At 76.2% G+C, this 13,490-nt stretch carries 10 protein-coding genes and 1 pseudogene; 5 read left to right on the forward strand and 6 right to left on the reverse strand.

Features of this window, described 5'->3' with window-relative positions; all coding sequences use genetic code 11:
• Positions 1-368: 368 nt before the first annotated feature.
• Entirely contained in the window at positions 369-2,618 is a 2,250-nt protein-coding gene (locus IHE55_RS06480; RefSeq protein ID WP_197988158.1) for a hypothetical protein, read from the forward strand.
• Between the two features lie 401 nt (positions 2,619-3,019).
• Here the strand turns inward: IHE55_RS06480 and erpA are convergent, their stop codons facing one another.
• Positions 3,020-3,373 carry an iron-sulfur cluster insertion protein ErpA gene (gene erpA, locus IHE55_RS06485; protein WP_197988159.1) on the reverse strand — a complete coding sequence of 118 codons (354 nt, stop codon included), beginning with the start codon at positions 3,371-3,373 and terminating at the stop codon, positions 3,020-3,022.
• Between the two features lie 250 nt (positions 3,374-3,623).
• Between erpA and nadA the strand changes: the two genes are divergently transcribed.
• Positions 3,624-4,802: a quinolinate synthase NadA gene (nadA, locus tag IHE55_RS06490; protein ID WP_197988160.1), complete on the forward strand. Its 1,179-nt coding sequence runs from the start codon at positions 3,624-3,626 to the stop codon at positions 4,800-4,802.
• A 239-nt stretch (positions 4,803-5,041) separates the two neighbouring features.
• Here nadA and IHE55_RS06495 read toward each other — a convergent pair whose 3' ends face one another.
• The 5 genes from IHE55_RS06495 to IHE55_RS06515 form a co-directional block, all read right to left on the reverse strand.
• Positions 5,042-5,341, reverse strand: a complete 300-nt coding sequence (locus IHE55_RS06495) for a DUF6506 family protein (protein ID WP_197988161.1) — start codon at positions 5,339-5,341, stop codon at positions 5,042-5,044.
• Between the two features lie 227 nt (positions 5,342-5,568).
• Positions 5,569-6,246: a response regulator gene (locus tag IHE55_RS06500; protein WP_197988162.1), complete on the reverse strand. Its 678-nt coding sequence runs from the start codon at positions 6,244-6,246 to the stop codon at positions 5,569-5,571.
• On the reverse strand, positions 6,243-7,571 hold the full coding sequence (locus IHE55_RS06505; RefSeq protein ID WP_197988163.1) for a sensor histidine kinase: 1,329 nt from the start codon (positions 7,569-7,571) through the stop codon (positions 6,243-6,245). The genes IHE55_RS06500 and IHE55_RS06505 overlap by 4 nt, the downstream gene beginning before the upstream one ends.
• 257 nt (positions 7,572-7,828) lie before the next feature.
• Positions 7,829-8,113 carry a PspA-associated protein PspAA gene (pspAA, locus tag IHE55_RS06510; protein ID WP_197988164.1) on the reverse strand — a complete coding sequence of 95 codons (285 nt, stop codon included), beginning with the start codon at positions 8,111-8,113 and terminating at the stop codon, positions 7,829-7,831.
• A gap of 62 nt (positions 8,114-8,175) precedes the next feature.
• Positions 8,176-8,967 carry a PspA/IM30 family protein gene (locus IHE55_RS06515; RefSeq protein ID WP_197988165.1) on the reverse strand — a complete coding sequence of 264 codons (792 nt, stop codon included), beginning with the start codon at positions 8,965-8,967 and terminating at the stop codon, positions 8,176-8,178.
• A gap of 385 nt (positions 8,968-9,352) precedes the next feature.
• On the opposite strand from IHE55_RS06515, the gene IHE55_RS06520 reads away from it, so the two are divergent.
• The 3 genes and pseudogenes from IHE55_RS06520 to IHE55_RS33005 all read left to right on the forward strand — a co-directional run.
• A complete protein-coding gene (locus IHE55_RS06520; protein WP_197988166.1) occupies positions 9,353-9,949 on the forward strand; it encodes a DUF3043 domain-containing protein in 597 nt (198 codons plus the stop codon).
• Positions 9,950-10,023: 74 nt separating this feature from the next.
• Positions 10,024-10,749: a class I SAM-dependent methyltransferase gene (locus tag IHE55_RS06525; RefSeq protein ID WP_372442635.1), complete on the forward strand. Its 726-nt coding sequence runs from the start codon at positions 10,024-10,026 to the stop codon at positions 10,747-10,749.
• Between the two features lie 704 nt (positions 10,750-11,453).
• A pseudogene (locus IHE55_RS33005) lies at positions 11,454-13,377 on the forward strand (ABC transporter ATP-binding protein); the annotation flags it as partial.
• Positions 13,378-13,490 lie beyond the last annotated feature (113 nt).

Consider the following 13,490-nt stretch of genomic DNA (forward strand, 5'->3'; position numbering starts at 1 on the left):
CGGTGTCCCACGGGCCGGCCCCACCGCCCCTCGGCCCACGCCGTCTCGCTCCCGCCTCTCCCCGGCCCGTCGTCTCCTCTTACCCCCACCGCGCCCCGTTCCGCCGTTCCCGCCCTGTCGTTTCCCGGCGCTGCCGTTTCTGCCGTTCCTGCGCTGCCCTCCGGGCCGCCTCCGTCCCGCCGTTCCTCGGCGCTCCCGCGTTCCGCGCACCGTTCACCGCCGCCGTTCCGAGGCGACCGGGAACCGCTCGCCCCCGGGGCCCGTCCCACCGGCGTCCGGCCTCACCGACGGGCGGCCCCCGGCGTCATGCCGTGGGACGTCCGGCGGAGGACCGGGCGCACCGGACGGAGCAGCGGAGGAGCGCAGCGGTGGGCAGCACGAGCGAAGACATCCCCGGGACGCCCGGCGGCGACGGAACCGCCGGCCACGCCGCCCGCCCCGGCGGCGACCGGACCGTGAAGAGGGACACACCGACCGACGGTGACGGTGCGGCCGGCGGCAGCGCCGGCGGCAGCGCCGGCGGCAGCGGCAGCGGTGAGACAACCGTCGAGGATCCCGGCGAGGCGGGCTCCGGCGCGAAGACGGACGCCGGACGGGACGCCGGCCCGGGCCGGGACACGCCCCCGGGCCGGGACACGCCCTCCGGCCGCGACGCGCCCCCGGAGCGGGAAACGGCTTCCGGCAACGACGTGTCCGCCGGCCAGGACGGGGCCGGCGGCCCGGAGGTGACGCCGGACCAGGAGGCGGCTCGCGGCACGGTGGCGGCGGACGACGGCGAGGCCGGGGACGACGGCGAGGCCGGGGACGACGGCGAGGCCGGGGACGACGGCGGGGCCGGGGACGACGGTTCGGCTCGGGACGGGGCCGGTCGTGGTGCCCCGGCGCGGCGCCGGTTCTCGCCCCCGGTCGCCGCCTCGGTCGCCGCCGCCGTGCTGCTGATCGGCGGCGGTGGCACCTGGTGGGCGTCGGCGGCGGGTGACGGACCGGCCGGCCGGAAGGCGAGCGGTTCGCCCGCCCCGCTCGCCCTCGACGGCTACGGCGACCGGGGCCGGCCGGGTGAGCGGGGAGACGGCCCGAAGGGCATCGCGATCGGCGAGCCGAGCCCGTACGGCACCCGCTACCAGGTGCGCGGCGAGGTGCCCACGGGCCCCGCGTCGGCACCGGCCTGGCTGGCGACCGGGACGGTGGAGCGGGACGAGGTGGCGCGGCTGGCGAAGGCCCTGGACGTGCCGGGCACCCCGCGCGCCGGCGACACGGTCTGGACGGTGGGCGGCACCCGGGACGGGATGAGCCCGACGCTCCGGGTGAGCCGAGAGGCCCCGGGCGGCTGGTCGTACTCCGCGCACGGGACGCCCGGCGGAGACCGGCCCGAGGCCCCCGCCACCCGGTCCGGCCCGGCGTCACCGGCCGGTCCCGCCGCCGCCTCGGACTCCGCGTCGGCGGCGCGTGGCACCGGCGACGGCTCCGGTGCGGACGGGGGACGGACGCCGGGTGCCCGTCCGGACGCCGGGGCGGAACCACGCACCGGGGCGGAACCGACCGCCGGACCGGCACCGGGCGTCCGGACGGAGCCGGGTGACGGGGCGGGACCGGGCGAGGCGGTGTCGGAGGAGCGGGCGAAGCGGGTCGCCGGGCCGGTGCTGGACGTGCTGGGTCTGGGCGGCGCCGAGCTGGACGCCTGGCAGCTGCACGGGGCGGTCCGGGTGGTGACGGCCTCCCCGGTGATGGACGGGCTGCCCACCCACGGCTGGCAGACGAACCTGGAGGTCGGTGCCGACGGACGGCTGGTCGGCGGCAACGGGATGCTGGCGGAGCTGGCCCGCACCGAGGAGTATCCGCTGGTCGGGGCGGAGGACGCGCTCCGCCGGCACGGCGGTGCCGGCCCGGCGGTCCCGGCTCCCGGCGGGACCGGTGACTGTGCCACCCCGGTGCCGCACCAGGGCGGCGAGACGCGCAAGGGCCCGGCGGGCGGGGGACGGACGGAGCCGGCGGACACCGGCCCGGCACCGGTGGACGAAGGCGCCGCCGACGGCCCGGACACCCCCCGGAGCAGCGGACCCTGCGCCCCGGGCGCGCGCACCGGGTCCCCGCCCGCGCCGGCGGAGCCGCTGCCGGTCTCGGCGCGGTTCGGGCTGGCCGCGACCCATGTGGCCGGGCGGCAGTCCCTGGTGCCGTCGTGGATCTACTCGGTGGGACCGGCCGGCTCCGGTGAACCGGGCCCGGACACCTTCACCGTTCCGGCTCTCGCCCCTGAGTACATCGCCGGGGCGTCGGCGCCGGACACCGCCCGGGAGGAACCGGGCCGGATCCCGCCGGAGGCTTCCGGTACCGCGCTGAAGCCGGGCGGGCGGGACGTCACCGAGCTGGTCACCGGCTACCGGGCCACCGGCGGCAAGCTGGTGCTCCGGTTCCACGGCGGGCTGTGCACCACGTACTCCGCCACCGCGCGGGAGTCCGCGGAGCGGGTGTCGGTCCGGCTCACCGGCACGCCCGACCGGCCCGGCCGGGTGTGTGCCGCGGTCGCCGAGGAGCGGGAGGTGGCGGTGGCGCTGGACCGGCCGCTGGGTGAGCGGGAGGTGGTGGACGCCGCCACCGGCGAGCGGCTCCCGGCTTCCTGACCGGCCGGGCGGGTGGCTTCCCGGCGGACCGGCCGGGCGGGCGGCTCCCCGGCCTGCGGGCCGGCCGGACACCGGCGCGGTCCGGCTGCCGTCCGCACCGGACCGGCACGGATCCGGTAACCGCCGGGGCCGCCGGGCGGTGGGTTCCGGACCGCCCCGTCCGGACCGCCCCGCCAGCGCAGCGGACACGGCCACCGCAACGCATGCGGTCACCGCGGCGCGTGCAGGCGGCGCGGAGCACACAGGCGGCACATGCGTACGCGCGGCACGGTACGCACGGGCGGCGCGGCACCGGGCTCGGCGACCGCCGGGGCGGGCCCGGGCGTACCGCCGGACAACGCCGAGGCGGTGGCCCCGTCGGGGACCACCGCCTCGTGCCGCATGCCGTACCGTGCGGAGGCTCAGCTGAAGGAGTCGCCGCAGGCGCAGGAACCGGTCGCGTTCGGGTTGTCGATCGTGAAGCCCTGCTTCTCGATGGTGTCCACGAAGTCGATGGAGGCGCCGCTCAGGTACGGGGCGCTCATGCGGTCGGTGACGACCTTGACGCCGTCGAAGTCCTTCACCACGTCACCGTCGAGCGAGCGCTCGTCGAAGAAGAGCTGGTAGCGCAGGCCGGAGCAACCGCCGGGCTGGACGGCGACGCGCAGCGCGAGGTCGTCACGGCCTTCCTGCTCCAGCAGGCTCTTGACCTTCGACGCGGCGGCGTCGGACAGGATGATGCCCTCGCTCGCGGTGGTCTCGTCCTGAACGGTCATCTGCATCTCTCCCGGGTCGTACGGACTGCTTGCCGTGGGCGGAAACCAACGGCAACCCGGTTTCATTCCGGGTCCCGGCATTTCCGTCGTGCCCTTCATGCTCGCACACCGGTCCGGCGCCCGGGAGTGCGTCACATCGACGCGATGGCCATCGTCAACGTGACGCGAAGCGGTTATGATAGATAGCGTCATTTTGACGACAAGCCTCGTCCCGAGGCTCCCCCGCAGAGAAGAAAGAAGGGTGCGTGTCGTGACCACCGCCCAGCCCCTCGACGTCCAGCCGTCCCCGCTCGCCCTCCTGCTGCTCGGTCGCGAGGCCGACCCCAGGAGCGAGCGCGGTGTGGAGTGCCCCGGCGACCTGCCCGCGCCCTCCGACCCGGACCTGGTGGAGCGCGCCCGCGCGGCCAAGGCGAAGCTCGGGGAGAAGGTGTTCGTCCTCGGCCACCACTACCAGCGCGACGAGGTCATCGAGTTCGCCGATGTGACCGGCGACTCCTTCAAACTCGCCCGGGACGCCGCCGCCCGGCCGGACGCGGAGTACATCGTCTTCTGCGGTGTGCACTTCATGGCCGAGTCCGCGGACATCCTCACCGGCGACGACCAGCAGGTCATCCTCCCGGACCTGGCGGCCGGCTGTTCGATGGCCGACATGGCCACCGCCGAGCAGGTCGCCGAGTGCTGGGACCGGCTCGCCGAGGCGGGCGTCGCCGAGGTCACCGTGCCGGTGTCGTACATGAACTCCTCGGCCGACATCAAGGCGTTCACCGGCCGGCACGGGGGCACCATCTGCACCTCGTCCAACGCCAAGCGGGCGCTGGACTGGGCGTTCGAACAGGGCGAGAAGGTGCTTTTCCTCCCCGACCAGCACCTGGGCCGGAACACCGCGGTGCGCGACATGGGGATGTCCCTGGACGACTGCGTCGTCTACAACCCGCACAAGCCGAACGGCGGGCTGACCGACGAGGAACTGCGCGGCGCCCGGATGATCCTGTGGCGCGGCCACTGCTCGGTGCACGGCCGGTTCTCGCTGGAGTCGGTCAACGACGTGCGGGAGCGCATCCCGGGCGTCAACGTCCTGGTGCACCCGGAGTGCCGGCACGAGGTCGTGGCGGCGGCGGATCACGTCGGGTCCACCGAGTACATCATCAAGACCCTGGAGGCGGCGCCGGCCGGTTCCAAGTGGGCGATCGGCACCGAGCTGAACCTGGTGCGCCGGCTGGCGAACCGTTTCGCCGACCAGGGCAAGGAGGTCGTCTTCCTCGACAAGACGGTCTGCTTCTGCTCCACGATGAACCGGATCGACCTGCCGCACCTGGTGTGGGCGCTGGAGTCGCTGGCGGCCGGGAAGGTCGTCAACCGCATCCAGGTGGACAAGGAGACCGAGCACTTCGCCAAGCTGGCCCTGGAGCGCATGCTCGCGCTCCCGTAACCGCCGGGGCCCCGGACGGCCCGCGGGGAGACCCGCGGGCCGCCTGCCCTCCGCCCGGGCCGCCCGCCATCCGCCCGGGCCGCCCGCCATCCGCCCGGGCCGCGGGACCCCGGTCCTGCCGGGGGTTACGGCCGGTGACCCGGCCCGCGAGGGCGGCGACGCCCGCCGGGTCCGGCGTCGGCCGGATCCCGCGTCGGCCGGTGCCGCCCGCGGTGCGGCCCCGGTCCGGCGGGGGACGGTCAGGGGAAGACGGCGCGCAACCCCGCGAGCGACTCCGCGCCGTAGGTGACCGCGCCGACCGGCACCCGCCCCTCCACCGCCTCGATCACCCGGGCCGTCCACACCGCGCCGAAGCCGCCGCACAGCTCGATCAGCTGCACCCCGCGCGCGGCCAGGTCCCGCGCCACCGGGACCGCCTGGTCGTGGGTGCCCACGGCGACCAGCTCGACGCGGCAGCCGCCGATGACCACCGTCCGGCTGTCCCGGCCGGGGTCGGCCCCGTCGGTCTGGTGGATGAAGGCCCAGTGGACCGGTGTCATGGCGCACTCCCGGGGTCGGTGACCGTCTCACCCCTCAGCCGACCCGGGCGGCACCCCGGCGGCCCGCGCCGCCGCGCCGGTTGCCCGCGGAATCCCCCGCCCGGCGTACGGTCCCGGACCGCCCTGCCCGCCCGTACGTCCGCGCACACCGGCCCGCCCGGCGAGCGCCCGTGCTCTACCGTCACCCTCCCGGCCACCGGGGCGCACGGCACCCGCCCGGTCCGGGCTCAGACCCGGGGCCGCACCAGTCCGGTCTCGTAGGAGATGACGACCAGCTGGGCCCGGTCCCGGGCGCCCAGCTTGGCCATCGCCCGGTTCACATGTGTCTTGACGGTGAGCGGGCTGACCTGGAGGCGGTCGGCGATCTCGTCGTTGGACAGTCCGCCGGCGACCTGCACCAGCACCTCCCGCTCCCGCCCGGTCAGCGCCTCCAGCCGGCTGGCGTCGTACGCGCCCGCCGGGTCGGCACCGCCGCCCTGGGCCAGGAACCGGGCGATCAGCCCCTTGGTGGCGGCCGGGGACAGCAGCGCCTCGCCGCCCGCCGCGATCCGGATGGCGGCGAGCAGCTCGTCGGGCTCGGCGCCCTTGCCCAGGAAGCCGCTGGCCCCGGCGCGCAGCGACTCCACCACGTACTCGTCCACCTCGAAGGTGGTCAGCATGACCACCCGCACCCCGGTCAGCGCCGGGTCCTGGCTGATCATGCGGGTGGCCGCGAGCCCGTCGGTGCCGGGCATCCGGATGTCCATCAGCACCACGTCGGCCCCCTCGGAACGGGCGAGCGCCACCGCCTGGGCCCCGTCGGACGCCTCGCCGACCACCTCCATGTCCGGTTCGGAGTCCACCAGTATCCGGAACGCGCTGCGCAGCAGTGCCTGGTCGTCCGCGAGCAACACCTTGATCGTCATTGGGGCTCCCCTCCCGTGCGGGCCTGCAGGGGAAGTCTCACCCGGACCCCGAAGCCGCCCTGCGGCCGGGGTCCCGCTTCGCACTCCCCGCCGAGCGCCGCGACCCGCTCCCGCATGCCGATCAGGCCGTGCCCGCCGCCGTCGCCGCTGCGGGCCGCCGGCGGCGCGGGGCGGCCGGGGCGCGCCGGGGCACCGCCGCCGGCCGTGCCCCGGCCGGCCGTGCCCACCTCGCCCCATCCGTCGGAGGCGGGCGGCCCGTCGTCCAGCACGGAGACCTCCAGCACCGCGGACCGGCGGACGATGAGCACCCGGGCGCTCGCCTGCGGGCCGGCGTGCTTGTGCACATTGGTCAGCGCCTCCTGCACCACCCGGTAGGCGGTGAGGTCCACCGCGGCGGGCAGCGGACCGGGGGCGCCGGCCGGGTCCATGACCACCTCCACGGTGAGTCCGGTCCGGACGAAGCCCTGGACGAGCTGGTCCAGCAGGCCCAGGCCCGGCGCCGGTTCGGTGGGGGCGGCCGGGTCCCCGTACTGCCGCAGCAGGCCGACCGTGGCGCGCAGTTCGTCCAGCGCCGACCGGCTCGCCTCACGGACGTGGGCCAGCGCCTGTTTCGCCTGGTCCGGGCGGCTCTCCATGACGTGCGAGGCCACCCCGGCCTGCACGTTGACCAGGGCGATGTGGTGGGCCACCACGTCGTGCAGCTCCCGGGCGATGCGCAGCCGCTCCTCGGCCACCCGCCGCCGGGCCTCCTCCTCGCGGGTCTGCTCGGCGCGCACCGCGCGCTCCTCTATCGCCGCCACGTAGGCGCGGCGGCTGCGCACCGCGTCCCCGGCCGCCGCCGCCATCCCCGTCCAGGCGAAGAGGCCCAGGTTCTCCGCCGCGTACCAGGGCCGCATGCCGAAGAGCATGGCGCTGCCGGTGACGGCCACGATGGTCGCGGCCCCGATCCGGCGGGTGGTGGGACGGTCGGTGCGGGACGCCACGGTGTACAGCGCCACCACCACGCTCAGCACGATGGCGGTGCGCGGCGCCAGGTCGGGCCCGCCCCCGGTGGCCAGTTCGACGGCGGTCAGCGCACTGGTCAGGGCGAGCACGCTGCGCGGGTAGCGGCCGCGCAGCACCAGCGCCGCCGAGGCCGCGGCGCTGATGAGGACGAAGGCGGGACCGACCGGGCTGGTCTTCGGGGCGTGGCCGGAGTTGCTCACCGAGACGACCAGGACGGTGGCGAAGACGCCCAGCGCCACCAGCGTGTCCAGGGCGTACGGGTGCGCGCGCAGCCAGCGGTGCGGGCGGGCCAGCCCCGGCCCGACGGTGAAGGAGCTCACGGCACCCCACCGTATGCGGTGCGCCCGGCGGCTCCCAGTGGCCCCCAGTGGCCCCGGCCCCCGGCCGGACGGCACCGGCCTTCCGCCGCGTCGGCAGCGGTCCGGCGCCCGGTGTCCGGCGGTGGCGCCCGCGCCCGGTGGACACCGGTGGCACGGTCCCGGCGGGCGGCCGGGTCACGGCGTCCGCGGCCGGGTCACCGGGTCCGCGGCCGGACGGCGCCGGGACCGGACCGCCCCGGGACCGGAGCGTGCCGTGATCAGACCGTGCCGGGGATCAGACCGTCGTCGGTGAGCATCCGGCGGACGTCGTCCAGCGTCGCGTCGGGGGCGGGCAGGATCAGCTCGGAGGGCTCCAGGGAGTCGTCGGGCAGCGGTGTGCCGAGGCTGCGTACGGCGTCCAGGAGGGCGGCCAGGGTGCGCCGGAAGCCCTCCTCGTCCCCGCCCTCCATCTCGGTGAGCAACTCGTCGTCGAGCCGGTTCAGACCGGAGAGGTGGCTGTCCGCCAGCTCCAGCTGCCCCTCCCCCATGATGCGTACGATCACGACGCCTCCTCGGAAGATGGCGCCCGGCGAGGTTCCGCCGGCCCGGCGGTCACCAGGGGCCGCTACCGCTTGTCGAACTTGGTGGTTTCCGTCCGCGGCTGCTCGGCCGGGTTCGGCCTGCCGCCCTCAATAGCCTGCTGGCCTCCGCTGCCGCCCGCCAGTTCGGCCTTCATCCGCTGGAGCTCGATCTCCACGTCCGCGCCGCCGGAGATGCGCTCCAGCTCGGCGGTGATGTCGTCCTTCGCCATGCCGGTCGGGTCGTCCAGCGCGCCGGAGGCGAGCAGCTCGTCGATGGCGCCGGCCCGTGCCTGCATCTGCGCGGTCTTGTCCTCGGCGCGCTGGATCGCCATGCCGACGTCGCCCATCTCCTCGGAGATGCCGGAGAACGCCTCGCCGATCCGGGTCTGCGCCTGGGCGGCGGTGTAGGTGGCCTTGATCGTCTCCTTGCGGGTGCGGAAGGCGTCCACCTTGGCCTGCAGGCGCTGCGCGGCCAGGGTCAGCTTCTCCTCCTCGCCCTGGAGCGTCTGGTGCTGCACCTCCAGGTCGGCGGCCTGCTGCTGGAGCGCCGCGCGACGGGACAGCGCCTCGCGCGCCAGGTCCTCGCGGCCCAGCGCGAGCGCCTTGCGGCCCTGCTCCTCCAGCTTGGCCGACTGGTTCTGCAACTGGTTGAGCTGCAGTTCGAGCCGCTTGCGGGAGGTGGCCACGTCGGCCACGCCGCGGCGCACCTTCTGCAGCAGCTCCAGCTGCTTCTGGTACGAGTAGTCGAGGGTCTCGCGCGGGTCCTCGGCCCGGTCAAGGGCCTTGTTGGCCTTCGCGCGGAAGATCATCCCCATACGCTTCATGACACCGCTCATGGGCTTCGCGCGCCCCCTTCTGACGGACGAGAACTCCGGCACACCTGTCAGACCCAGCGTACGGGCCCTCCTTCCATTACCGCACTGTTCACCGCCTCTCGTGCTCCTCCTGCAGAACGATCGCCACCGGCGGCGTCTCCGGCGCAGGGTGTAGATGCCCGGCGGGGGGTGCGCACCGGGGCCCGTCCCCGCCGCCCGTGCCGCCCCGAACCGCCACCCCGTACGTCCCACCCGCGTCCTGCCGCCACGTCGGCCCCCGCCGCGCACCGCCGCCGCGTGCGGCCTCCGCGGCCGGGGACGGGCGGTGGCCCGGCACCCGCCGTTGCCGGATCGTTCCCGCTGGGCCTGGGGTCCACACCAGGAAAACCCCGTACCCTTGGGTCCTGTGTTCCGAAGCCGTTCCAAGGACGAGCAGGCCGCGCCCACCAAGGTGACCGCGGACCGGCCGCAGCAGCCCCGTGACCCGCAGGCGCCCAAGGGCCGCCCCACCCCCAAGCGGAGTGAGGCCCAGACGCAGCGCCGCAGCCTGGCGCAGACGCCGACCAACCGCAAGGAGGCCGCCCGCCGGCAGCGGGAGGCCCGGCGCGCGGACCTCGCCCGCCAGCGCGAGGCCCTGGCCAGCGGTGACGAGCGGTACCTGCCCGCCCGGGACAAGGGCCCGGTGCGACGGTTCGCCCGTGACTACGTGGACTCCCGCTTCGTGGTGGCCGAGTTCTTCCTGCCGCTCGCGGTGATCATCCTGGTGCTCAGCATGATCCAGGCGGGCGCCATGCAGACGTACGTGCTGCTGATGTGGATGCTGGTCATCCTGCTGATCGTGGTGAACTCCGTGGTCATCGCCATCCAGCTCAAGCGTCAGCTGCGCAAGCGGTTCCCCGGCGAGAACCTGCGCGGCGCGGTGCCGTACGCCCTGATGCGCACCCTGCAGATGCGCCGGCTGCGGCTGCCCAAGCCCCAGGTCAAGCGCGGGGAGCGGCCCTGAACACCGACCCCGAGTGGGTCACGGACGGGGCGCGGGCCCGGCCGGGCGGACCGTCCGGCGGACTGCGGACCGTCGTGCGGCAGGAGCTGGTGGCCCGCCAGCTCGACGAGCGCATCGCCGCCCACCATCCGGTGGGCCGGCGGCTGCGGGTGCTCGACGCGGGCCTCGGCCAGGGCGTCCAGGCGCTGCGGCTGGCCCGGGCCGGCCACGAGGTGACCGCCCTGGAGCCCGACCCGGCCGCCCTGGCCGCGGCGCGCGCCGCGGTGGCCCGGGAGCCGGCCGGCATCCAGGAGCGGATACGGCTGGTCCAGGGTGACGCGCGGGACATCGGCGCACACTTCCCGCCCGGCACCTTCGACGTGGTGCTCTGCCACGGGGTGCTGATGTACGTGCCGGAGCCGGCCCCCGTCCTCGCCGGCCTCGCGCGGGTGCTGGCAGCCGGCGGCCTGCTGTCGCTGGTGGTACGGAACGCCGACGCGCTCGCCCTCCGGCCGGGCCTGGCCGGGGACTGGGACGCCGCCCTGGCCGCCTTCGGCTCCACCACGTACACCAGCCGCCTCGGGCTGCCGGTGCGCGCCGACCGGCTGACGGACCTGTCCGCGGCGCTCACCGGGGTCGGCGCACCGCTGGACCGCTGGTACGGGGTGCGGCTCTTCACCGACCCGGTGGCCGACGACCGGCCCCCGCCGGCGCCGGAGGTGCTGGAACGGCTGCTGGCGGCGGAGGAACGCGCCGGACGCACCGACCCGTACCGCGCGGTCGCCGCGCTGCTCCACCTGTGCGGGGTACGCCGGAGCTGAGCCTGCGCGCGCGGGGTACGCGGGAGCTGAGCGGGCCGGGTTCCTGTCCCCGGCCCGGGTGTCCCCCGGCCGGGCGGGCGGCCGTCTCCTCGGCGGTGGTTCCGGGTCCGGCGGTGGTTCTGCCTCGGCGGTGTTCCGGCCCGCTGGTGTTCCTGGTTCGCCGGGTGTTTTCGTCCAGCACCCCGCGGCGGTCCCTCCCTCGCGAGGGTTCCTCCCCCGGCGGCGGCACGCCTTCCCCGCTCGGCCGCAGGCTTCCGGGGTCCCGGGCGGTGCTTGCCCGGCACCGGCGGGGACGCGGGTCCCTCCCTGCCGTACGGCACCCCCCTCCCCGCCCCTCTCCCGGACGTCGGGGGCGGACCCCGGGGCCGTGTCCGGCGCCCGGTCAGGTGATCACGGCGCGGCGGCGTCCTCGGTCGTGTAGAGCTGATCCGACCCCCGGCGCGGCGCCGGACCCCGGCCGCCCCGCCCGCGTACCCCGCCCCCTCCGCCGGCCCGGCCGGGATTCCGCCGGTACCCCCGACGACGACCGTCCCGGTGCGGCAGCCGACCGGGGCACCGCACCGTCCGCGCCCACCGCGCCGGCCGGGGCCCCGGGGCCGGACGCGGAGGCCGCGCCCGGCGGAGGGACGGACGGGGCCGGGACGGACGGGGCCGCCGCACCGCCGTCGCCCCCGCTGTTGCCGGCCCGGGAGACCTGGCGCGTCATGTACGGCCACATCCGTCCGCACCGGGCCGCGATCCTGCTGGCCGGGGTGTGCGCCCTGGTGGGCGCGGTGACCGGGCTGGCCCAGCCGCTGGCGGCGAAGGCCCTGGTGTCCCGGCTCGGCGAGGACGAGTCGGTGGCAGGGGTGCTGGTGCTGCTCACCGTGCTGGTGGTGGTGGGCACTGCCGTCGAGTCGGTGGGCGCCTACGTCCTGGAGCGCACCGCGGAGTCCATCGTGCTCTCCGCCCGCCGGCGGCTGGTGGCCCGGCTGCTGCGGCTGCGGGTGCCCGAGGCGGACCGCGTCCAGCCCGGTGACCTGATGTCCCGCGTCACCTCGGACACCACGCTGCTCCGCGCGGTGACCACCCGGTCGCTGGTGTCGCTGGTCACCGGCGGGCTGACGCTGGTGGCGACGGTGGTGATGATGGCCCTGATGGACCTGGTGCTGCTGGCCGTCACCCTCGGCGTCATGGTGCTCATCGGGGGTTCCCTGGGGCTGGTGATGCCCCGGATCGCCCGGTCCGCCAAGCAGGCGCAGGAGGCGGTGGGCGAGGTCTCCACCGTGCTGGAGCGGGCCCTCGGGGCCTTCCGCACCATCAAGGCGTCCGGCGCGGAGCGGCGGGAGACGGAGACCGTGTGGGCGGCCACCGAGGAGGCGTGGCGGCACGGGGTGCGGGCCGCGAAGTGGCAGGCGGTGGCCTGGTCGTCGGTGGGCCTGGCGGTACAGGTGTCGTTCCTGGCGGTGCTGGGGATCGGCGGGGCCCGGGTGGCCTCCGGGGCCACCGATGTCGCCACCCTGGTGGCCTTCCTGCTCTTCCTGTTCTATCTGATCGAACCGGTGTCCCAGCTGGTCGACGCGGTCTCGGAGTACCAGGTCGGAGCGGCGGCGGTCGCCCGCATCCACGAGGTGGAGCGGCTGGAGACCGAACCGGAGCCCTGCCCCCCGACCCGGCCGGCACCCCCGACCCGGCCGGCGCCCCCCCGGGCCGGAGACGACGCGCGGGACCGGAACCAGGGCCGGAACCGGGGCCGGGGCCGGGGCTGGAACCGGGGCCGGGACCGGGACCGGGGCGCCGGCGGCGGACGCGGCCTCCCCGGCCGCGGCGGAAGCGACGGGGCCGGGGGCGGTGGCCGAGTCGCGGGCGGATGCCACGTCGAGGGCGGCGGTCGGACCGGGGACGGCGGCCGGACCGGCGACGGTGGAGTTCCAGGAGGTCCGCTTCCGCTACCGTGCCGACGCACCCCCGGTGCACCACGGGGTGTCCTTCACCGTGCCCAGCGGCGGCATGACCGCCTTCGTCGGCCCCTCGGGAGCCGGCAAGACCACCGTCTTCGCGCTGATCGAGCGGTTCTACCGGCCCACCGGAGGCCGGGTGCTGGTGGACGGCCGGGACGTGGAGGACTGGCCGCTGGACCGGCTCCGGGCGGCCATCGGCTACGTGGAGCAGGACGCCCCGGTCCTCGCCGGGACCCTGCGGGAGAACCTGGTCTTCGGTGCGCCCGGTGCCACCGGCGAGGAGATCCGCGACGTGCTGGCCCGGACCCGGCTGGACGGTCTGGTGGCCCGGCTGCCGGACGGCCTCGACACCCTCGTGGGCCACCGCGGCAGCCGGCTGTCCGGCGGCGAGCGGCAGCGGGTGGCAATAGCCCGGGCGCTGCTCCGCCGGCCCCGGCTGCTGCTGCTCGACGAGGCCACCTCGCAGCTGGACGCGGTCAACGAGCAGGCGCTGCGGGACACCGTGGCGGAGGCCGCCCGGCACACCACGGTGCTGGTCGTCGCCCACCGGCTGTCCACGGTGACCCTGGCCGACCGGATCGTGGTGATGGAGGCCGGACGGGTGCGGGCGGTGGGCACCCACGCCGAGCTGGTGGCCGCCGATCCGCTCTACGGCGAGCTGGCGGCCACCCAGCTGCTGGCGACGTCCTCCTGAGCCCGCCGCCCGGCCGGTCCGCCGCCGGGCGGCCGGTACCCGTGGTGACCGAAGGCCGTCCCTCCGGGCTCGTAGGGGCCGACGCACCCTCGGTGGCCTCGGGGGGA

Source organism: Streptomyces pactum (assembly GCF_016031615.1).
Lineage (GTDB): Bacteria > Actinomycetota > Actinomycetes > Streptomycetales > Streptomycetaceae > Streptomyces > Streptomyces pactus.

Excerpts from the sequence above, each read along its gene's own strand:
- IHE55_RS06515 (WP_197988165.1), bottom strand. The coding sequence starts at position 8,967 with ATGAGCGGTGTCATGAAGCGTATGGGGATGATCTTCCGCGCGAAGGCC.
- IHE55_RS06500 (WP_197988162.1), bottom strand. The coding sequence starts at position 6,246 with ATGACGATCAAGGTGTTGCTCGCGGACGACCAGGCACTGCTGCGCAGC.
- IHE55_RS06495 (WP_197988161.1), bottom strand. The coding sequence starts at position 5,341 with ATGACACCGGTCCACTGGGCCTTCATCCACCAGACCGACGGGGCCGAC.
- erpA (WP_197988159.1), bottom strand. The coding sequence starts at position 3,373 with ATGACCGTTCAGGACGAGACCACCGCGAGCGAGGGCATCATCCTGTCC.